A 20326-nucleotide genomic window follows, 5' to 3' on the forward strand; every position below is an offset into this window, starting at 1 on the left:
TTTCCTCCCAAAGATCGGTCGGTCCGTCGGTTCATCCGACGAGCCCGGCGGGGGTGAGACTCATATTCACACCGTCGCCCTCCCTGCACCGTTGCGCAAGAGGCGGCAACCGCCACGCACGCGTGCACGACAACATCGCCATGGCCATCGTCGAGTGAGCTCAGATATTCGGGCGCGGCGAGCCGGGACGGGCCGCCTGATGGCGCGCCGCATCGTACTGCTCGAAATATGTCTCGCCCACGACGAACATTCCGTGTTGCGGCAGCCAGAAGTCACCCAACCTCGCCTGCTCGGCCAGCGGCCCCGGAGGACCGATATCGATTCCATCGATTCGTGCACGACTGTTCTCGACGGTCCACAGCATCCGGGGGTTGGCCCGGAACCATTGACCGTTCGGGGAAGTGCCGGCGAGCCGCACCCGCCCGACGCCCAGCGCCGGACCCGCAACCCGCGACATGAGCGACAGGACCGCAGGCCGTCGCCACAAAGCCGCGGGCAGCATGCGACCGAGACCCGTCATCGCCGCCGTCGCCGCCGATCGTCCCAGCTCGAGATCCCACACGAGCCTGTTCCGCACCTCCACAGTGAACGCGGACGGACCCGTCCATGTCACCGAGATGTGTTCAACCCGTGTGTCTTCGATTGCCGAGCCGAAATAGCGGGCGCAACTGGCCTCTGGGGAAACACTGCTGTAGATCACCCATACACCGGCCGGGTCTCGATGCCACACCGAGTCGTACCCTTCACCGACCGAGCTGGCCGGCAAATGCCGAAACGCCAAGTAGTGGCCGCTGGCGAACGGCATCCCCATCAACCCGTAGCCGGAAAACCGTTCCTGATCCTCACCCGATGGGAGCGCTCTGTCGATTTCGGCGATCGATCGTGGGCTGTCGGTCATCTCCAGCCTCCTAGAGGAGTGGACCCCGCACCGGTTATCTTACGTACCTCGCCGACGGCTCCATTCCGTTGCTGCCGGATCTGAATTGCGTTGCGGCCAACCCTGAGCAGTCAGACCGTGAGGACCATGCGGTATCGGGCCCGTCCCTGTTCCATTGCGGCATAGGCCTCGGCGGCTTGATCCAGCGGCCGTTCCTGGATTCGCGCGCGCACTCCGGACTGGACCGCGAATTGCATCGTTTCCTCGACATCGCGCGCAGTGCCGGAGGCGTGGCCGGTGACGCTGAGTCCGGGCACGATCAGCTGCATCGGGCTGATCGGCAATGGCTCGGCGGTGACGCCGATGGCGATGAGTTCACCGCGCGGTAGCAGCCCACCGACCGTTTCGGCCATGGCTGAGGCGCTGCCCACGGTCCCCAGAACGACCGACACACCACCGAGCCCGCGCAATGCTTCGCTGACGTCGCCGGCGGTCGAGTCGATGTAGCGGTGGGCGCCGAGCGCACGGGCGTCGTCGGATTTATCCAGGCCGCGGGCAATCGCAATCGTTTCAAAGCCCATCGCGCGCGCGAACTGCACGCCGAGGTGGCCCAGTCCGCCGATCCCCAGAATGGCCACGCGGTCGCCGGGCACCGCCCTGCTTTCGCGAAGCGCGTGGTAGGTGGTGACTCCGGCACAACCAATCGGCGCCGCCTCGGCCAGGGAAAGCTCGTCGGGGATGCGGGCCAGCGCATTGGCCGGTACGGTCACCGACTCGGCGTATCCGCCGGGGTACTGCCAGCTGGGGACCTGCAAGTTCTGGCAGTGGATGAAGTCGCCTTTCCGGCATGGAATGCACTTGCCGCAATGTCCACCGAACCAGCCCACAGCAACACGGTCACCGACGACGTAGTTGTGGACATCGGCGCCCAGTTCGGCGATCTCATGCCCGGGTGTCAGCGGCCACGCCATGTCCGGGAACGCGCCGCTGATGAACGCACGGTCGGTGCCCCAGATCCCGCACGCCGAGACCGCGAGGCGCACATGGTCGCGAGGCGGTGAGGTCGTTTCGACATCGACCAGTTTCAACGCCGCACTGGCGGACTGCACGTGAACAGCCTGATGAGTAGACATCGGTATCCTCGCTTTCCTCGGGGAGCGGCAGCGGCGTCGAGGGCCTCATCGCAGCGGGACCGAGGCAGCGGCGCCGGCAATTCTCACACGGTAATCGGGCATTGAGTATTTCGGCTATCCGGCCGTGACGGTGCCGTACCGGCCGACGGCAACTACCTTCCCGACGTCCTCCCCGGCTAGCCATCAGGTGAGAACCGCCGATCCCAGGGCTTGCATGAACGCGTGCATGCCCGCCAGCGTGTGCGCGGGCATCATGATGTCGCAGTAGGGCAAGGCTGCCGCCATCGCACCGGTGGCCGGCTGGAATCGGGAGTCGCCCGCACGGGGATTGAGCCAGATGACGCGCCAAGCCCGACGTCGGATCCGGGCCATCGCACGGGCGAGGACATCGGGGGTGTCGCTGTCCCAGCCATCCGATGCGATGACGACGACGGCGCCGCGCACCGCGTTGCCGGACGGAGTTGCAAGCAGCGCGCCGAGGCATCGGCCGATGTGCGTGCCGCCGTAGCGGTCGACCACCTTGTCGTTGGCACGGGCCACCGCGACATCCGGCGAACGGTGCGCCAGCACCGAGGTCAGCCTGGTCAGCGAGGTCGAGAAGGCGAAAACCTCGGGGCGATCGGGCGAACGGCGCTGCATCGCGGCCCGCATCAGGTGCAGGTAGATCGTCGAATACGGCTGCATCGAGCGGCTGACGTCGCAGATCATGACAATTCGGCGCGGACGGCTACGTGGACGAGTGCGGACCAGCACCGCCGACTCCCAGCCGGTGCGGCGGGAGTTGTTCATTGTCGCCCGGAAGTCGATCCGCTTGCCGTGCGGATGGTTTTCGTAGCGCCTGCTGCCGCGCCGCGGCCAGTGCGCCGACGCCTGCTCCAGCCAGGCCTCGACCGTCCGCAGATCGTCCGGATCGAAGTGGTCGAACGGTTCCTGTGCTCGTGCCGCGAACCGGCTCGGCAGGACATCCGGCAGCACCACACCCTGGTCGGTCGATCGGTCGGCGACGATCGCCGAACGCAGTGTCACCCAAGGGACTTCACCGCCTTGCCGAGACTGCCCCCGACCGCCCACGCGCGGTGTCGACGCGCGTTCGGTCGGCAGTCTGCGCGTTCGGCTCGGCGGGTCCACGCCCAGCACCGCGTCGGCGAACACCGTGGCGAAGACCGCGTCGAAGGCGGCGAGATCTTGCACGCGATCGACGAGCGTGAGCCGCGCAGCCCAGTAGAACTCGGTGCGCGACCGCGGCGCCATGCGGCGCAAGGCCTGCACGAACAGTGCTGGCCCGCTCGGCGCCACCGCGACGCCACCACGCCGCAGCCGCGCGACCACCGCGACGGCGAATGCGGCCAGATCGACACCCCGTAGTAGTACCGCTCGTGTCATCGCTTCCCGCGCATCTGCCTGCGTACCAGGACAATTGCGAGCGCGGCCGCCAGCCCGAACGCGATCGCCGGTGCATACTTCTTGATCATCGCGGGCACGACCAGATCGACGAGGTCGAGCGGTGCCGGCTCGGGTTGTGCGACCGGTTGCGGCCGCATCTTTCGGCTGTCCGGCCCGACCAACGGCTCCGCGGCGGCCGAATCGCTCGCCGCGAGTTTCGCTTCCAGGGATGCGACGAACTGACCGACCAGTTTCTCGGACACCTGCTGCAGCGTCCCGCTGCCGAATTGGGCGAACTTGCCGACGATCTTGAGGTCGGTGTCCACGGTGACGCGGGTCTTGTCGCCATCTTCGCGCAGTTGCGTGGTGATGGTCGCCGCTGCGTTTCCGGATCCGCGTGAATCCCGGCCGCTGCCGTTGATGACGGCACGATGGTCGCGTTCGTCGCGCTCGACGAAATTCGCCTTCCCCGTGAATTCGCTTGTCACCGGGCCGACTTTGACCTTCAGTTTGCCGAGGAAGTCGTCTCCCTCCCAGCCGACCATCTGTGCGCCGGGCATGAGCGGGACCACCTGTTCGAGGTCGGTCAGCAACTCCCATGCCTGCTCGACGGGTGCGTTGACGGTGAACTCGTTGGCGATCTTCATCGGAGTATCCCTCTCATCCGGTAGCCAGGCCTTGGGTGTATTCGACGAATGCCGTGTGCACGGTGGCGCGGTCGTCGGGTGTCTTCGCCAGTGCGCTCAGTGCTGCGACCGCCTCCGGCGCTGTGAGATCAGCGACGTCGAGCATCGCCAGCGCGGCGATCCAGTCGATGGTCTCGGCGACGCCGGGCGGCTTGTCGAGATCGAGATCGCGGGCGCGGCCGACGAATCGGGTGGCGTGCTCGATCAGCGCGTCGGTTGCCCCGGGCACGGTGCGTCGCACGATCGCCACCGCGCGGGCCGGCTCCGGGTAGTCGATCCAGTGGTACAGGCAGCGCCGCCGCAGCGCGTCGTGCAGGTCGCGACTGCGGTTCGAGGTCAGCACCGAGAGCGGCGGATGCTCGGCGACAAAGGTTCCGAGCTCGGGAACTGTCACCGTGGCCTCACCGAGGAATTCGAGCAGCAGAGCTTCGAATTCGTCGTCGGCACGGTCGATTTCGTCGACCAACAGCACCGGGGGCGTCGGACCGCGATATCGCACACAGCGCAGGATCGGGCGGTCCACCAAGAATGCCTCGGTGAACAGGTCGGCTTCGGTGAGGTCGGCGCCGCGCGCCTCGGCGAGCCGGATGCTGAGCAGCTGACGCTGGTAATTCCAGTCGTACAGCGCTTCGCTCACGGTGAGGCCCTCGTAACACTGCAGGCGTATCAGCGGTGCACCGAGCACGGTGGCGAGAGTCTTCGCCGCCGTCGTCTTGCCTACTCCCGGTTCGCCTTCCAGTAGCAGCGGCCGACCCAACGTGGTGGCCAGATAGAAGGCGGCGGCGGTCCCGGTATCGAGCAGGTAGTCGTCGGCGTCGAATCGCCGCACCACGTCCTCGACATCGTCGAACGGCGACATCATGGTGACGCCGCGGCGCGCAGGCGTTCGTAGTCGTCCCAGGTGTCCACGTCCAAGGGCATCGGTGCGTCGACGTCGAGTCGGGACACCGTGACGCGGCCCGACTCGATGATCTTCCACACGGCTTTGTCGCCGTGCAATCGGGCCAACTCGCCGAATATGCTGCGACTCAACCAGAATGGATGCCCGATACCGTCGTGGTAGCGGCAGACCGTGATCGCGGCGGTCGTTCCCTCGGCGATCAGTCTGTCGACGGTCGCCGCCGACAGACCTGGTTGATCACCGAGCATCAGCACGATTCCGGCGGCCTGGGGACGCACCGAGCTCAGAGCCGAACGCAACGACGACGAACAGCCCGAACCGAAGTCGTCGGCCATGGCCACCTCCAGCCCGTCGAGATCGACCTGCTGCCGGACCGCCGCGGCTGCGCCGCCGAGAGTGACGATGATCTGATCGAAAGCGCAGGATCGCACCACGTCGAGGGTGGCGCCGAGAACCGTCGTATTCCGGTACGGCAGTAGCTGTTTCGCAGTGCCGAGACGCCGTGAGGTTCCCGCGGCGAGTACGACTCCGGTGACGAACCCGACTGTCATGAGCCCGTCCTCGCCGCGGCGAAGGAGGTGCGGCAGCTGGAGCTGCAGAACCAGTGGTCGACATCGTCGATAGTGAGATGCGGTGTGTCCGGCCCGACCGTCACGGTCATGCCGCACACTGGATCGAGCGCCTCGACCGCGACATTCGCCGGGCGGGGCGTGACGGCCAAGCCACCTTTGCGGATCGCCTGGATCACTTGCGCGACAATCGAGACGGCGATCTCCGCGGAAGTCTTGGCGCCGATCGGCAAACCCACCGGGGTGCGCACGCACGCCCGCTCGGCGTCGCTCAACCCGAGCTCGTCGAGAACCGACGCACCCCGAATCCTGCTGGCCACCAATCCGATATACCCCACACCGGCGTCGAGCGCGGCGCGGATCATCTCGGCTTCCGGGCCACCGTGGCTGGCGATCACCATCGCCGTCGTGTCGGCCAGCGAATCCAGCGAGTCGGCTCCGGCACCACTGCGCTGCACCCCGAATCCCACCAGTTCGCACATTTCGGCCAGGGCGTCCGCGATGGGTGTCGCGCCGCAGATGCGCACCAGCGGCGCGGGGATCTGCGGCTCGAGGAATATCTCCAGCGCTCCGCCGGACAGGCAGGGATTCACCACCACCGCCGCGCCGGGCGCTTCGGGAAACTGCACATCGCCGTCGGGCAGCACGCGCAGCAGCACACTCTCGTGCGACTGCAGGGCACCCAGCGCCGCCTTGCGGACCGAGTTCTGGGCGCACTGGCCGCCGACAAAACCTTCGATCGTCCCGTCCTGCAACAGGATCGCCTCGTCCCCGGTGTGCGCCGAGGTCGGCTGCTGCGCGCGCACGACGGTCGCGTGCACGAACGGAGTCCGGGTGCGGACCAACTGCTGTGCACGCTCGGTCAACTTCATCGGTGATCCCATCGCTCGCACCCACTCAGATAGGCGGTGTGGCCCGCCCCTGCATCGCTTCCCACACCCGCGACGGCGTCAGCGGCATGTCGGCGTGCCGAACTCCGAACGGCGCCAACGCATCCACCACCGCGTTGACCACCGCTGGCGGTGATCCGACTGTGGCCGATTCGCCGACGCCTTTCGCGCCGATCGGGTGGTGCGGCGACGGGGTGACCGTGTACCCGGTCTCGAAATGCGGAACCTCGAGCGCCGTCGGGATGAGGTAATCCATCAGGGATCCGCCGAGGCAGTTGCCGTCCTCGTCGAAGGCCATGATCTCCATCAGCGCCATGCCGATGCCGTCGGTGAGACCGCCGTGCACCTGGCCCTCGATGATCATCGGATTGATGCGGGTGCCGCAGTCGTCCACAGCTAGGAAGCGCCGGACCTTTACCACGGCCGTCCCCGGGTCGATGTCGACGACGCAGAAGTACGCACCATACGGGTAGGTGAGATTCTCCGGGTTGTAACAGATCTGCGCGTCGAGTCCGCCCTCGATGCCTTCGGGCAGATCACCGGCGCCGTGTGCGCGCATCGCGATCTGCTGGATCGTCACAGCCGCGGACGGATCGCCCTTGACGCGGAACGAGCCCTTCTCCCACTCGAGATCGGCGACGGAGACCTCGAGCATGCCGGACGCGATGATCCGCGCCTTGTCGCGCACCTTCCGCGCCACCAATGCGGCAGCGGCGCCCGAGACCGGTGTCGACCGGGTCCCGTAGGTGCCGAGGCCGAACGGAGTCTGATCGGTGTCGCCGTGCACGACGTCGATGTCGTCCGGTGGTATGCCGAGCTCTTCGGCGACGATCTGGGCGAACGTCGTCTCGTGCCCCTGCCCCTGGGTCTGAACCGACAGGCGCACAACGGCCTTGCCCGTCGGATGGACGCGTAGCTCGCATCCGTCGGCCATCCCGAGTCCGAGGATGTCCATATCCTTGCGCGGACCCGCGCCGACCGCCTCGGTGAAGAAAGACATCCCGATGCCCATCAACTCGCCGCGGGCGCGCTTGTCCTGCTGTTCTTTTCGCAAGGCGTCGTAGCCGATCATGTCCATCGCCAGGCGCATGGTCTTCTCGTAGTCGCCGGAGTCGTAGACCCAGCCGGTCTTGCTCGTGTACGGGAACTGTTCGGGGCGAAGGAGATTCCGCAGCCGTAGCTCGGCCGGATCCATCTTCAGTTCGTAGGCGAGGCAATCCACCAACCGCTCGACGAAGTACACGGCCTCGGTGATCCGGAACGAGCACGCGTAGGCAACGCCGCCGGGGGCCTTGTTCGTGTAGACCGCGGTCATCTTGCAGTAGGCGGCCTCGATGTCGTAGCTACCGGTGAAGACGCCGAAGAAGCCGGCCGGATACTTCAACGGCGCGGCCTGGCCATTGAAGGCGCCGTGATCGGCGAGCACGGTCGACCGGATGGCGAGGATCTTGCCGTCGGCGTCGGCGGCGATCTCGCCGACCATGATGTAGTCGCGGGCGAACCCGGTGCTGGTGAGATTTTCGCTGCGATCCTCCATCCACTTCACCGGTTTGCCCAGCAACAGCGACCCGACGATGGCGCAGACGTATCCCGGATAGATGGGCACCTTGTTGCCGAACCCGCCGCCGATATCGGGTGAGATCACCCGGATCTTGTGCTCGGGCAGTCCTGCCACCAACGCGTAGAGCGTGCGGTGGGCATGTGGCGCCTGGCTCGTCGACCACAGCGTGAGCTTCCCCGTCACAGGATCGAGATCCGCGACGGCACCGCAGGTCTCCATCGGGGCTGGATGCACTCGCGGATAGACGATCTCCTGCTTGACTACGACGTCGGCGCGCGCGAACACCGCCTCGGTCGCGGCGGCGTCGCCGGTCTCCCAGTCGAAGCACCGGTTGTCCCGCTTGCCCTCGAGATCATCGCGGATCACCGGCATCTCGGGCGCCAGTGCGGTCCGGGCGTCGATCACCGGATCGAGCATCTCGTACTCGACGTTGATGAGCTCCAACGCATCACGCGCGGAGTAGCGATCCTCGGCGACGACGAAGGCCACCTCCTGGCCCTGGAACCGGACCTTATCCGTCGCAAGCACCGCCTGCACATCGTTGGACAGCGTCGGCATCCAGGCCAGTCCCTTCGCCGCCAGATCCGCACCCGTGACAACCGCTCTGACCTTTGGATGTGCCTGTGCCGCAGAGACATCGACGCTCACGATCCGCGCGTGCGCGAACGGGGAACGCAGGATCGCCAAATGCAGCATGCCGGGCAACGACACGTCGTCGACGTAATTGCCGCGTCCCCTGATGAACCGCGGATCCTCCTTGCGGAGCATCCTGCCGTGACCACACGGCTTGTGGTCGTTGTCGACGCGGTCTTCGGGGCGGGACTCGACGGCGGTCATGATGCGCTCCGTACCGGCGCTGCTTTGGCAGCGGGTTCGGGCTCCGCCGCTTCGCCTCGTTGCTTCGCCGCGGCCCACAGGATCGACCGCACGATGGTGGTGTATCCGGTGCAGCGGCAGATCTGGCCCGAGATCGCCTCCCGGATGGTCTGCTCATCGGGGTTCGGGTTGCGGTCGAGCAGGGCGCGGGCGGTGATCATCATTCCCGGTGTGCAGAATCCGCACTGCAACCCGTGACACTGCATGAAGCCCTCCTGCACGGGGTCGAGTTGGCCGTCCACCTCGAGCCCCTCTACGGTGCGCACCGCACGACCGCCGGCCATGACGGCCAGCATCGTGCACGACTTCACCGGTTCGCCGTCGACCTCCACCACACAGGTGCCGCAGTTGCTGGTGTCACAGCCCCAGTGGGTTCCGGTGAGCCGCAACTGATCTCGCAGGAAGTGCACGAGCAGGGTGCGTGGCTCGACCTCCGCGGTCACCGGCTCGCCGTTGACGGTCATGGTTACCTGCATGGCTAATTCCCTTCCAGCGCAGAAACATTCAGTACGCGTTCGACCGCGGTGCGCAGCACGCGAATCGTCAGTTCGGACGCGAGATGGCGCTTGTAGTCCGTGCTGCCGCGCGCATCGGAGACCGGTGAGCACGCTGCGCTCGCCCGGCGGCCCGCCTCCGAGAAGACCTCCTCGGTGGGCGGCTCGCCGAGAAGCACGTCCACCGAGGAGGCGAGCGCCGCCGGATCGGGGTTGACGGCCGTCAGACCGATCCGCGCGGCCGCGATCGTCCCGCCGTGCAGTGTCACCGTCGCGCCGGCCGCCGCGATCGCCCAGTCGCCGACCCGGCGCTCAACCTTCGCGTAGGCACTCGATGTCCGATGCCGCACGGGAATTCGGATCTCGATCAGAAGTTCGTTGTGCGACATGGCGGTTTCGTACGGACCGACCAGGAAGTCGTCCATCGCGATCTCCCGTTCGCCGGACGGTCCGCGCACCAGACAGGTGGCGCCGAGGACCGTGCAGACCGTGGTGAGATCTTCGGCGGGATCGGCCTGGCACAGCGAGCCGCCGATCGTGCCGCGGTTGCGCACGACCGGATCGGCGATCACGCGCTCGGCGTCACGGAAAATCGGGCACACCGCGGCGAGGCGGTCTGATTCGAGCAAGTTCCGATGCCGGACCATCGCACCGATTCGCACCAGGGTCGGATCGGTGACGATGTATCCCAGCTCGGCTGCCAGGTCGTTGATGTCGATGAGGTATTCCGGATTGGCCAGACGCAGCTTCATCATCGGCAGCAGACTGTGCCCGCCCGCGATGATGCGCGCCTCCTCCCCCAGCCGGTCCAGTAGTCCGATGGCGTGATCCACACCCGTTGCGCGCTCGTATTCGAATGGCCCAGGAACTTGCATGTGATCGACCTCACATTCGCGGGAATGGGCTCAGCCTCTGCCCCGCCGATGCAGTCGTCAAGACCGATTTAAGGAATCACTTAATTCGCTGTTCGCGCCCGGTGTGTGGTGAATCCGGCCGCCGGTTTGGGCCAGTGAGCGGCCGTGTCCGCCCCAGCGTCGCGCGATGATCTCGGCCGCGATGGACACCGCCGTCTCTTCTGGTGTCCGGCCTCCCAGATCCAGCCCGATCGGGCTGGCAAGTCGGGCGAGTTGGTCGTCGGTGAGGCCGGCCTGTCGCAGCCGGGACAGCCGCTCGTCGTGTGTGCGGCGCGACCCCATGGCGCCGACATAGCCGATCTCCGGCGCGCGCAGCGCCACCTCGAGTAGCGGAACGTCGAACTTGGGATCGTGGGTCAGCACGCAGACGACGGTCTGCGAATCGACCGCACCGGCCGCGATCTGCGCGGCCAGGTAGCGGTGTGGCCAGTCGACGACGACCTCGTCGGCGGTCGGGAACCTGGCGGAGGTGGCGAAGACCGGCCGCGCGTCGCACACCGTCACCCGGTACCCGAGGAACGATCCCTGCTGGGCGACGGCGGCGGCGAAATCGATCGCACCGAACACCAGCATCCGCGGCTGTCGGGCATAGCTGGCGACGAAAACCGCCATGCCCTCACCGCGACGCTGGCCGTCCGGACCGTAGGACAGCACCTCGCTGCGGCCCGCCGCGAGCAGCCCGCCCGCGTCATCGATCACCGCATCGTCGGCGCGCGCCGACCCCAGCGTGCCGTGCGCATTGCTCGGCCGGATCAGCAGCCGTCGCCCTACCCGGGCGGGATCAGGGTGCTCGATGACGGTCGCGATCGCGACCGGCCGCTGGTCGGCGATGTCGGCGGCGACCTCGCCGAGTTCCGGAAACGTCTCCCGCGAGATCGCTTCGATGAAGATGTCGATGATGCCGCCACAGGTGAGACCAACGGCGAACGCGTCGTCGTCGGAGAAGCCGTAGCGCTGCAGCACCGGACGACCGGTCCGGACGACGTCGGTGGCGAGTTCGTAGACCGCGCCCTCGACGCAGCCACCGGAGACCGAACCGCCGACTGTCCCGTCCGGGGCGACGACCATGGCCGCACCGGGCGGTCGCGGCGACGAACGGAAGGTCCGCACGACCGTCGCGACCCCAGCCGTGCCCCCGGCGTTCCAGGTTGTCATCAGATCCGAGAGCACGTCCTGCATGATGTGTCCTCCAGGCGCGGCGCGACTGTAGGCGCTGCGTCCACCTCCAAAGTAGACTCGGATCGTGACGCCCGCCCAGCTTCGGGCCTACTCGACCGTGGTGCGGCTCGGCTCCGTCCATGCGGCGGCCAGAGAGCTGGGGATGTCCGACGCCGGTGTTTCGACGCACATCGCTCAGCTGCGCAAGGAGCTCGACGACCCGTTGTTCACCCGCACGGCGTCGGGTCTGGCGTTCACGCCCGGCGGGCTGCGCCTGGCCAGCCGGGCGATCGAGATTCTTGGACTGCAGCGCCAGACCGCCATCGAGGTGAGCGAGGCGGCGCACGGCCGACGGCTGCTCCACATCGCGGCATCGAGCGCGTTCGCCGAACATGCCGCGCCCGGCCTCATCGACCTGTTCGCGGCGCGGGCGAAGGATCTGTCGGTCGAGCTGAGTGTGCATCCCACCAGCCAGTTCCGCAGCCTGATCGAGACCCGTGCGGTGGACATCGCGCTGGGGCCCGGGCAGGACGGTACCGACACGACCATCACTGCCCGGCCGTTCCTGAAGTATCAGATCATTTCGGTCGCGCGCCCCGACAGCCCGCTGGCGGACGTCGCAGCACATCCGGCGCTGCTGCGGGAGCAGCAGTGGATGCTCGGCCCCAGCGCCGGCAGTGTCGACGGGCACATCGCGACGATGCTGCGCGACTTGGCCATTCCCGAATCACACCAGCGGATCTTCCAGAGCGACGCTGCCGCCCTCGAAGAGGTCCGCCGTGTCGGGGGCATCACCCTGACGATCGGCTTCGCCGTCTCCTCCGACCTCGCGGCCGGTCGGTTGAGCCACATCAAGGGACCCGGCCTTCAGGTATCCGATGAGTGGTGCGCGACCACCCTGCCGCCTGAAACCCGCCAGCCCGCGGTGTCGGAACTGCTGCGGTTCATCACCACCCCGCGATGCATCCAGGCGATGATCCGCGGGTCCGGCGTGGGCGTCACCCGGTTCCGTCCGAAAGTGCATGTGACGCTCTGGAGTTGAACGCGGGCACCACAGCGGAGCATCGGCTCGGGTGTAGCCCGGTCCTATCGGTGTTCTGCGGTGTCAGTGGGATGCAATGGATCCCAGCGGATGCAACGACCAAGGCATCGCCTCGATCGGGACTGTCGCAGCAGATTTGTCCATCCGGGTCGTCTTGGATCCGGTCGTGAATTCGGGATCGGTGCCCATAATGACGCGGCCTTCGTCGTTGACCAGCACTACCCGCTGACCGGATGCCTGGAATCGCGGAAGCAAGACCTCCTCGATCGCGGCAACAGGCACATCGGCACCGGCGATTCCGAGGAATGTTCCCGATGTGGTCGTGACCGGTATCGAGAATGTGCACACGTACTGATCGGAACACGCGTAATCGAGGTGCGGACCCTGCACCCATCGCCGACCCTGCTCGCGCGGAATCGTGAACCAGTCCATTTTGGTGTAGTCGTAGAAGTATTCACTATGGGGATTCAATTCCAGCATCAGGCGTTGCGCGTCCGGAAGCCACCATTCCAGGTGTCGGGGGCGGTCCGCGAGAACGCCGTCGGCCATCACTACGCCCGCGCCGGTGAACAGCTTTCCGCGCCGCTCGAGCTCGCCGAAAATGGTCTCGCGCAGCGGTGCCAGATCAGCCGACCGGGGAGCGGACCGTAGCTTCTCGGTGAGACCATCCCACAGGGTTGTCAGCGCGGTTCCGATGGTTGCCAGCGACAGGTAGGTGTCGTCGGCCAGTTTTGCGACGGAAGCAGCGAGCGACTCGACGGTTGCCGGGGCCGGAAAGTTATCGGTATCCCTCATCAATCACTGAGCTCCAAGCGTAGGGCGACGAGGCGGCGGATGCGTGATTCTGTATGCGATTCTGCCAGTTCTCTCGCCTGGGCATCGTCTTCTCGTTCGATCGCGTCCACCAGGTCACGGTGGGCGGCCGCCTCAGCCGCCGGGTCCAGTTTCAGCCGCGGCAGCCAGAGCAAGGCGGAGAGCTCGGCCTGCAGACCGACCTCGGCGCGGGTCAGCCGGGTCGACTGCGCGCACACCGCCATCTCGATATGAAAGCGACTGTCGGCCCGGCGTGCCGAGACGAGTTCGGTGCTGTCCTTCAGCCGGTCGGCAAGGGCGCGGAGCCGAACTATATCGGCCCGCACCCCGCGCCGCGCGGCAAACACAGCGACAGCTCCGGTGACGGCGAAGTGCTCGTCCCCCAGATCGCGCAGCTCCTGGATGCTCATCTGTTGCAACCGCGCCAGCGAGGTGTTCTCGAAGACCTCCGCCGAAGCGCTGATGAAGCTGCCGCCCCCGCGCCCGCGCTTGGTGTGCACGATGCCCTGGTGCCGAAGTACGACCAGCGCTTCGCGCAGGGTCATCGTCGATACACCCAACTGGTTGGCGAGATCGGTCTCGCTCGGCAACTGTTGGCCGTCGACCATCACGCCGAGGCTGATCGCAGCAGACAACCGCTGCACCACGGCCTCGGTTTTCGGGCCGCCGCCCTCGAGCGGTGACAGCACGGCGCCGAGCGCGGTCAATCCGGCCCTCTCCTGGTGGGACAACGCGACTCCTCGGGTGGCGGGGACGTGACATGATTCTAGCCAACTAACAGTTGAACTATGAACTCTAAAGTTAGAGGTACACCCTTGGTCAGCCGCGCTCCGGAGCCCCGGAGCGCTTCGCGGCCACCCGCATTTCCGCCGTACGCCCTGCTGGGGCAACCGACGGGTCGACTGTCCGACCGACATAACTCGCCGAGCTGCCAGTCGGCGAGGCGGCGTGCCAGATGGACGGTGAGGACGTAACGCGATTTTTACTGGGGAACCTCTTGAACTATGAAATCTAATGTCTTATGTTCAAGGCATGTGAACTGCCCCACCCGGACACCATGACGCGCCGGCGTCACGATCGAAGCAGGAATTCCTCATGTCCGAGACCCCGACCTGTCCTAGCGGGCACCTCCAGTGGTGCATCCGGGGCCATGCCGAGTTGCCAGCCGAGATGGTGGCGCATAGCCGAGTGCGGCCGGTTGATAGTGGTCGCCGAATGCACAAGGTAAGCGTGCGGCGACGGGGTATCGAAGATGGATGAAATGCGCCGAACGGAAGTCGACGGACTGCGTGTCACGTGGCGCTTGGTTCAGCATCATCTGATCGCAATTGTCGCCGTGGACAACGCATCCGACGCTTCGCCGGTAGCATCCTTCTGCCCCAGCAACTACCCGGATCTCGCCCTGGCGCGAGAACTCCTTCCGGAACTGACGAGGCTGTGGGATGCGGTCCGCCACGAATTCTGGACGAAGCTCATTCCGCCGCTGCCTCTGGCGGCCGGACAGCGGGCATTTGCCTAACGTCGCCGAACGTGGGTCGACCGCGCTCATCACGTCGCGGCGCACGCCGGGCTTGCCGACACGACCGACAAGGTGGTGGGCTATTCGGAAACGCCACATCACTCATGTCCCGATCCGCTAGTCCGGTCGAGAAAGAAAGCGGTTCACCAGGCAATCGCCTGGAACAGCCAGCCAGATGTCAGCGCCGAGATGGCGATGGAGCAACACATGGACGACGAGATCGAACGCACGCCGCGGCTCACGGCGTTCCCGCGCATCGACGACTACGGGTTCATTTCCGACTGCGAAGTCACTGCACTTATCGCCCCCAGCGGAGCCATCGAGTGGATGTGTCTACCCCGCATGGACTCCCCGAGTGTTTTCGCAGCCATACTCGATCGTTCCGCCGGCTCGTTTCGGTTCGCCCCCGCCGACTTCATGGTGCCCTCCGATCGCCGCTACGTCCCTGGCACGATGGTCATGGAGACGAGTTGGCGCAGTGGCGAAGGGTGGGCGACGGTTCGCGATGTGCTGCTGGTCGGGCCGTGGCGGCACCAGACACCCGGCCGTAGCGCCCATCGTCGAACCCCCACCGACTACGACGCCGAGCATATTCTGCTGCGGACCGTGCACTGTGAGACCGGGCAGATCCAGTTCGGGCTCGACTGTCAGCCGTCCTTCGGCTACGGCAGGCATCGCGCTCATTGGGAGTACCTCGACAGCTACCACCTCGCGCAGGCCAGCGCTGACGGGATTGATCTGCAGCTGACGCTGAGCACCGACATGCGCTTGGGGCTGGAAGGTACACACGCGCTTGCCCGCACCTTGCTGAAGGCGGGCGACACACGCTTCTGCGCGCTCTCCTGGGGTAGTCGCGACGCCCCCCGCGCTGTTGACGAGGCCGATGAACGGCTGCTGCAGACAATCCACCATTGGCGGCACTGGCTGGCCGGCGGGCGGTTTCCGGACCATCCGTGGACCGGCCAGCTCACCCGCAGCGCGCTGACCCTCAAGGGTCTGACCTTCGCACCCACCGGTGCCATCAGCGCCGCTGCCACCACATCATTACCCGAAACCCCAGGCGGACAACGCAATTGGGACTACCGCTACTCGTGGATACGCGACTCCGCCTTCGCGCTGTGGGGCCTGTACACACTGGGCTTCAGCTGGGAGGCGAACGACTTCTTCTCCTACATCATCAACTTGACCGAAGACGTCCGGGACATGCAGATTGTCTACGGCATCGGCGGCGAAACCGACCTCACCGAGCAGACCCTCACCCACCTGCGCGGCTACGAGAATGCCGGCCCCGTGCGCATCGGCAACGACGCGTACCAGCAACGCCAGCACGATGTGTGGGGCGCTGCGCTGGACGCGGTCTATCTCTACGCGCGCAACCAAGACCAAATCGACGCACGAGCCTGGCCGCTGCTGGGCCGGGCGGTCAAAAGCGCGCTCACCTACTGGCGCGAGCCCGACCATGGCATCTGGGAAGTACGCGGAGAGCCCCAACACTTCACCTCCAGCAAAGTCATGTGTTGGGTCGCCGCCGATCGCGGCGCCCGACTGGCCCGCATCCACCAGGACTTCGAACGCGCGCATCGCTGGCAACAGGCCGCAGACGAAATCCACGCCGACATATGCACCCATGCGGTCGACTCCCGGCAGGTCTTCACCCAGTACTACGGCAGCACGGCGCTGGATGCTTCGACCCTGCTCATCCCGCTGGTTCGTTTCCTGCCCCCCGACGACGACCGGGTACGCAACACGGTGTTGGCCATCGCCGACGAACTGACAGAGGACGGCCTCGTATTGCGGTACCGCGTCAGTGAAACCGACGATGGATGCGCTGGGGAAGAAGGTGCGTTCACGATCTGCTCGTTCTGGCTGGTTGCGGCGCTGTCGGAGATCGGCGAAAAGAAACGAGCCAAACAGCTGTGCGAGAAACTGCTTGCCTACGCCAGTCCCCTGGGCCTCTACGCCGAGGAGATCGACCCTCGAACCGGCCGGCACTGGGGCAACTATCCCCAGGCGTTCACCCACCTCGCCCTGATCAACGCCGTAATGCACGTCATCCAGGACGAACAAGCCATACTGCGGCAGGCACTCGGCGGGGAATCGATCGCCCCACGACTGGACGACGCATCATTCACACCGGGATACCTGCACCGCTGACCCCGACGCTGGCGATTACAACAACAGCTCGACGACTTGTGCGCCGGGAACACACTCGTCCGTGATCTGGTCTCACCGCTCGGAGATCCGGCGTGTCGAGGCGTCGGACCGAAACGCGTCGGGGGCGGTGGCGATAGACGGGACAGTCCCACCGGTGTCCGTACTGCGTAGGGCCGAAAACGACCGTAGACCAACAACTCTGGGTACGGTCCGTGCGGCGGTGAACCATGGTAGAACGCGCTTGCTCCTTGTCGGGGGAAGCGGCTTACCCAGGCCGGCGCTCGGACGCGCGCCTCTACCTCGGAATCAGGCAACCATGGCAATCACACGGCGATATGCCGACGTCCTCATCACTTTCGCGGCAGTCACGCTCGCAGCTGCGGCGTGCGGCACCGAGACCGCGTCGACACCGCCCACCAGCGCGCGGCTCACCACCTCGGCGGCACCCGCCACGAGCGCGACGCCCGCTCCGACGACAACCTCGGTGATACCGACTACGCCAGCCACACCACCAGGGATCGTCGCGCCCGCACCGCCGGCTGCGGCACCCGCGCCCGCCGCACCTCCAGCCGCCGCGCCGGTGCCGACAACCCCCTCGTCTCCCAGCGTCTACTACCCCAACTGCACCGCAGCTCGCGCTGCGGGCGCCGCGCCGCTACGACGTGGCGAACCCGGCTACAGTTCGAAACTGGACCGAGACAACGACGGCATCGCCTGCGAGTAGAGGCCGGCGAAACCACCGAAAGCCGCCGCGCCGCCGCAGAACCGTATCGAAGTCGAGTGCGGATAGTTGTCTTCGTCGATCCTGACTCCGGTTGCCCGGGTGAGCTTTTCGACGAAGGTCAGCAAATCCGAGGACCGAGCCCGGCTCACCGCGCCGGTGTCCGCACCCGCGTGACGACGTCGTGCGTGCGGTGTCGCCGCAGGCGAGTCGGGACGGCAGTGGCGACTGTTCAAGGTCGCTGAGGTCGGTGATAGACGGGGTCGCCGACTGGTAGTGATCGGTATTCAGGTAGTCGGTATTCAAGGTGAGCGGGTCGGTGGTCCTCAGCGGTCGTGATTGCCGGGTGCGTAGCGGTTCCAGGTGCCGCCAGCCTGGGCGAGGTGCCGGTGGGCGGTGGTGTAGTGGATGCTGGGGAACAGCCAGGGCGAAGTCGGGGGTGAAATCGGCTGCCCGCCTCGATGATCCGAAGTAGTGTGCTCGCTTGGGCACTGTGCGAAGATCGACCCGATTCGGGGAGAGGGAGCGGTGGCATATGACCGATCAGGAACCTATGACCAAGTCCCAGGTCGGATGCCTGAGCACGATACTCATAGTGGTTGCCGCCCTCGCGGTGGGCTTGCTGGTCCTCGGCTGGAATTTCACCCAGCAGGAACTCACCCCGGGCGGCTTCTGCGGCGGAAACAATGTCGCCGAGGACGCCGAATGCGTGACCTACGACCGCAGCTGGAACGAGATCTCGAGCAAGTCGGGCCGTGCGGCCAAGCAGGAGGAACTCGACACCCGGCACGTCTTCGGATGGATCTTCATTGTCGTGGGGGCGGTACTCATGCTTTTCGCTGTGGTGACCGTCAAGATGTGGCGCGACCAGGTTAAGGGTGCCGCGCCCTGACCGTCGCCACTGCGCGCGGTAGGGGGTCCCAGACTGGCCGGGACCGCTATTCAAGTAGTCGCTATTCGGACGTGAGGGCGGGTCACCGCGATCGTGATCGCCGGGCGCGTAGCGGTTCCAGGTGCCTCCGGCCTGCGCGACGTGTCGGTGAGCGGTGGTGTAGTGGATGCCCAGAGCGTCGGCGACCACTGGCGCCGGGGCTTGGAGCACGAGTTGCCGGAGTGCGGCGACGCGGCCGGTGATGCTGGGGATTCCATTCTTGACGGTCTACTGGCCGAGGGTTTCCGGCCGGAGCGGCTGGCCGGCGCGGCGACCGGGAAAGAGCCAGCGCTCGCGCTGGTCGACACCGGTCCGCAGCTGGATGCGTTGACCGACAACGGCCCGATCGCCAACCTGCTGTTGAACCCGGTGATAGGGCGGCCCTTGTGGCCGCTGCTCCCGGACGCCGCCGTTCGCAGTGGCCTGAGCCGCGTTCACCCGCGACGTACAAATTCCCGAGCAGATCAGCGATGGCGGCCATCGTCCACTCCGCGATGAGCATCGGCCGGATTGGAGTTCTGCGAACTCGTCTTGGACGACACTCCTCTGAACGTGCCCGACTTCCATCGCAATGTTGCGTTTGGGTGCTGCGCAGGGTTTTCACGTTTCCGTAGCCTGGACCGGGTGGGAGTTGCGGATATCGGCTGCGGGCCTGGTGTGGGTTGGGATTTCGCGGGTCCGTCCGCTGCCGCGCCGTCGGGTGCCGCGATCATCGGATACCGCGATGTGGGTGGCGCTGGGTTGGACATGCGGGTTGCCGCGACGACGGCGGTCGCCGTGGTAATCGAGTTCGGGGGTCGCGAACTGATTGTCGACGACGCTGGTGGGCGGCAGGCACTGGGCGGTTTCGTCGTCGGACTTCCCATGGCGACCACGCGCATTCATAGCAGGCAGGCCGAGTGCGTGGAGGTTCGCTTGTCGCCGATCCGGGCGCACTCCCTGTTGGGTATTGCCGCAACCGATCTGGGCCGTGGCGTTGTCCCGTTGGAGGAGCTGTGGGGATCCGAGGTTCGGCGACTGCGGGAGCAACTCGCGGACGCCGGGACCTGGGAGGAACGGTTCGCACTGACGAAATCGTTTCTGGCGCAGTGCGACAGGCCGATGCGGACGCCGGATCCCGAGGTGATCGCCGCCTGGCATCGCATACTCGCCTCCGGTGGCCAGGTGAAGGTCGGCGAGCTCGCCGAATCCCTCGGATGGAGCCGTAAACGGCTGTGGGCGAGGTTCGAATCCCAGATCGGTCTGACACCCAAGCGGGCGGCGATGCTGGTCCGATTCCGGTGCGCGGTCAACGGTTTGCTGGCGGGCCGGCCCGCCGCCGACGTCGCTGCGGTGTGTGGGTACACCGATCAGGCTCATCTGTGCCGGGATGTGGCGATCTTCGCGGACCGCACACCGGGGACGCTGCACGCGGACAATCTGCCTGTCATCGCCCGGGATCGGTACCGGGCCTGGGGAACATTTTTCCAATCTCCGGGATGACCGATCGGTCGATAGTGGTGTTCACCTCGGGTGCGGTCGGCGAGCCGAACGCAACTCGAACCCTCACCCCGATCGACGACGAGAGGACACGTGTCGTGACCGACACCCTCAGCCCTGCGAAGCTACAGACCGCCCTGGAGACCGTTCATCGCGCGGGCATGCCCGGAGTTGTTCGCCGAGGTGCGTGATGGTGACCGGATCTGGTGTTCCCGGCGAACACGG

At 66.3% G+C, this 20326-nt stretch carries 23 protein-coding genes; 8 read left to right on the forward strand and 15 right to left on the reverse strand.

The annotated features are described in order from the left end of the window. Positions 1–160 precede the first annotated feature (160 nt). The 11 genes from ACFQZZ_RS01485 to ACFQZZ_RS01535 all read right to left on the reverse strand — a co-directional run bounded on the left by ACFQZZ_RS01485 (position 161) and on the right by ACFQZZ_RS01535 (position 11463). On the reverse strand, positions 161–898 hold the full coding sequence (locus ACFQZZ_RS01485; RefSeq protein WP_378672660.1) for a hypothetical protein: 738 nt from the start codon (positions 896–898) through the stop codon (positions 161–163). A gap of 110 nt (positions 899–1008) precedes the next feature. Continuing rightward, positions 1009–2010 (reverse strand): zinc-binding dehydrogenase, encoded by a 1002-nt coding sequence (locus ACFQZZ_RS01490; RefSeq protein WP_378672663.1) that lies wholly within the window; start codon positions 2008–2010, stop codon positions 1009–1011. 183 nt (positions 2011–2193) lie between these two features. After that, complete coding sequence (locus ACFQZZ_RS01495; protein WP_378672666.1) at positions 2194–3393, reverse strand: VWA domain-containing protein; 1200 nt, start codon at positions 3391–3393, stop codon at positions 2194–2196. Further along, entirely contained in the window at positions 3390–4040 is a 651-nt protein-coding gene (locus ACFQZZ_RS01500; protein WP_378672669.1) for an SRPBCC family protein, read from the reverse strand. Before ACFQZZ_RS01500 ends, ACFQZZ_RS01495 begins: the two co-directional genes overlap by 4 nt. A gap of 13 nt (positions 4041–4053) precedes the next feature. Further along, positions 4054–4941, reverse strand: a complete 888-nt coding sequence (locus ACFQZZ_RS01505) for an AAA family ATPase (RefSeq protein WP_378672671.1) — start codon at positions 4939–4941, stop codon at positions 4054–4056. Continuing rightward, on the reverse strand, positions 4938–5531 hold the full coding sequence (locus tag ACFQZZ_RS01510; protein WP_378672673.1) for an NTP transferase domain-containing protein: 594 nt from the start codon (positions 5529–5531) through the stop codon (positions 4938–4940). Before ACFQZZ_RS01510 ends, ACFQZZ_RS01505 begins: the two co-directional genes overlap by 4 nt. After that, the gene (locus tag ACFQZZ_RS01515) at positions 5528–6421 is read right to left on the reverse strand and encodes an XdhC family protein (protein WP_378672676.1); all 894 of its coding nucleotides are present in this window, start codon (positions 6419–6421) and stop codon (positions 5528–5530) included. The genes ACFQZZ_RS01510 and ACFQZZ_RS01515 overlap by 4 nt, the downstream gene beginning before the upstream one ends. Positions 6422–6446: 25 nt before the next feature. Then, a complete protein-coding gene (locus ACFQZZ_RS01520) occupies positions 6447–8837 on the reverse strand; it encodes an aerobic carbon-monoxide dehydrogenase large subunit (RefSeq protein ID WP_378672679.1) in 2391 nt (796 codons plus the stop codon). Continuing rightward, positions 8834–9352 carry a (2Fe-2S)-binding protein gene (locus ACFQZZ_RS01525; protein WP_378672681.1) on the reverse strand — a complete coding sequence of 173 codons (519 nt, stop codon included), beginning with the start codon at positions 9350–9352 and terminating at the stop codon, positions 8834–8836. The genes ACFQZZ_RS01520 and ACFQZZ_RS01525 overlap by 4 nt, the downstream gene beginning before the upstream one ends. A gap of 2 nt (positions 9353–9354) precedes the next feature. Further along, positions 9355–10245 carry an FAD binding domain-containing protein gene (locus ACFQZZ_RS01530; RefSeq protein ID WP_378672684.1) on the reverse strand — a complete coding sequence of 297 codons (891 nt, stop codon included), beginning with the start codon at positions 10243–10245 and terminating at the stop codon, positions 9355–9357. A gap of 57 nt (positions 10246–10302) precedes the next feature. Then, entirely contained in the window at positions 10303–11463 is a 1161-nt protein-coding gene (locus ACFQZZ_RS01535) for an XdhC family protein (protein WP_378672687.1), read from the reverse strand. 64 nt (positions 11464–11527) lie between these two features. Here ACFQZZ_RS01535 and ACFQZZ_RS01540 point away from each other — a divergent pair, with 64 nt between their 5' ends. Next, positions 11528–12484, forward strand: coding sequence for a LysR family transcriptional regulator (locus tag ACFQZZ_RS01540; protein ID WP_378672689.1), 957 nt, complete (start codon positions 11528–11530; stop codon positions 12482–12484). A 63-nt stretch (positions 12485–12547) separates the two neighbouring features. Here ACFQZZ_RS01540 and ACFQZZ_RS01545 read toward each other — a convergent pair whose 3' ends face one another. Together ACFQZZ_RS01545 and ACFQZZ_RS01550 are read right to left on the reverse strand one after the other, a co-directional pair. Beyond that, complete coding sequence (locus ACFQZZ_RS01545; protein WP_378672692.1) at positions 12548–13279, reverse strand: cache domain-containing protein; 732 nt, start codon at positions 13277–13279, stop codon at positions 12548–12550. Beyond that, positions 13279–14028, reverse strand: coding sequence for a FadR/GntR family transcriptional regulator (locus ACFQZZ_RS01550; protein ID WP_378672695.1), 750 nt, complete (start codon positions 14026–14028; stop codon positions 13279–13281). Before ACFQZZ_RS01550 ends, ACFQZZ_RS01545 begins: the two co-directional genes overlap by 1 nt. Before the next feature lie 530 nt (positions 14029–14558). On the opposite strand from ACFQZZ_RS01550, the gene ACFQZZ_RS01555 reads away from it, so the two are divergent. Together ACFQZZ_RS01555 and ACFQZZ_RS01560 are read left to right on the forward strand one after the other, a co-directional pair. Beyond that, positions 14559–14816 (forward strand): hypothetical protein, encoded by a 258-nt coding sequence (locus ACFQZZ_RS01555; RefSeq protein ID WP_378672698.1) that lies wholly within the window; start codon positions 14559–14561, stop codon positions 14814–14816. Positions 14817–15023: 207 nt separating this feature from the next. Then, complete coding sequence (locus ACFQZZ_RS01560; protein ID WP_378672701.1) at positions 15024–16970, forward strand: glycoside hydrolase family 15 protein; 1947 nt, start codon at positions 15024–15026, stop codon at positions 16968–16970. Between the two features lie 306 nt (positions 16971–17276). On the opposite strand, the gene ACFQZZ_RS01565 is transcribed toward ACFQZZ_RS01560, so the two are convergent. Next, positions 17277–17477, reverse strand: a complete 201-nt coding sequence (locus ACFQZZ_RS01565; protein ID WP_378673264.1) for a hypothetical protein — start codon at positions 17475–17477, stop codon at positions 17277–17279. 73 nt (positions 17478–17550) lie between these two features. Between ACFQZZ_RS01565 and ACFQZZ_RS01570 the strand changes: the two genes are divergently transcribed. Then, complete coding sequence (locus ACFQZZ_RS01570) at positions 17551–17694, forward strand: excalibur calcium-binding domain-containing protein (protein ID WP_378673225.1); 144 nt, start codon at positions 17551–17553, stop codon at positions 17692–17694. Here ACFQZZ_RS01570 and ACFQZZ_RS01575 read toward each other — a convergent pair. Beyond that, complete coding sequence (locus ACFQZZ_RS01575; protein ID WP_378673267.1) at positions 17646–17843, reverse strand: hypothetical protein; 198 nt, start codon at positions 17841–17843, stop codon at positions 17646–17648. The two genes, ACFQZZ_RS01570 and ACFQZZ_RS01575, sit on opposite strands and share 49 nt — an antisense overlap. A 383-nt stretch (positions 17844–18226) precedes the next feature. Here ACFQZZ_RS01575 and ACFQZZ_RS01580 point away from each other — a divergent pair, with 383 nt between their 5' ends. From ACFQZZ_RS01580 to ACFQZZ_RS01595, 4 genes are all read left to right on the forward strand, one after another. After that, entirely contained in the window at positions 18227–18583 is a 357-nt protein-coding gene (locus ACFQZZ_RS01580) for a hypothetical protein (protein ID WP_378672704.1), read from the forward strand. Between the two features lie 162 nt (positions 18584–18745). Then, a complete protein-coding gene (locus ACFQZZ_RS01585; RefSeq protein ID WP_378672707.1) occupies positions 18746–19120 on the forward strand; it encodes a hypothetical protein in 375 nt (124 codons plus the stop codon). A gap of 126 nt (positions 19121–19246) precedes the next feature. Continuing rightward, positions 19247–20104: a helix-turn-helix domain-containing protein gene (locus tag ACFQZZ_RS01590; protein ID WP_378672710.1), complete on the forward strand. Its 858-nt coding sequence runs from the start codon at positions 19247–19249 to the stop codon at positions 20102–20104. Then, positions 20101–20292 (forward strand): hypothetical protein, encoded by a 192-nt coding sequence (locus tag ACFQZZ_RS01595; protein WP_378672712.1) that lies wholly within the window; start codon positions 20101–20103, stop codon positions 20290–20292. The genes ACFQZZ_RS01590 and ACFQZZ_RS01595 overlap by 4 nt, the downstream gene beginning before the upstream one ends. Positions 20293–20326 lie beyond the last annotated feature (34 nt).

Origin of the sequence: Nocardia sp. GCM10030253 (assembly GCF_042675075.1) — a bacterium.
Lineage (GTDB): Bacteria > Actinomycetota > Actinomycetes > Mycobacteriales > Mycobacteriaceae > Nocardia.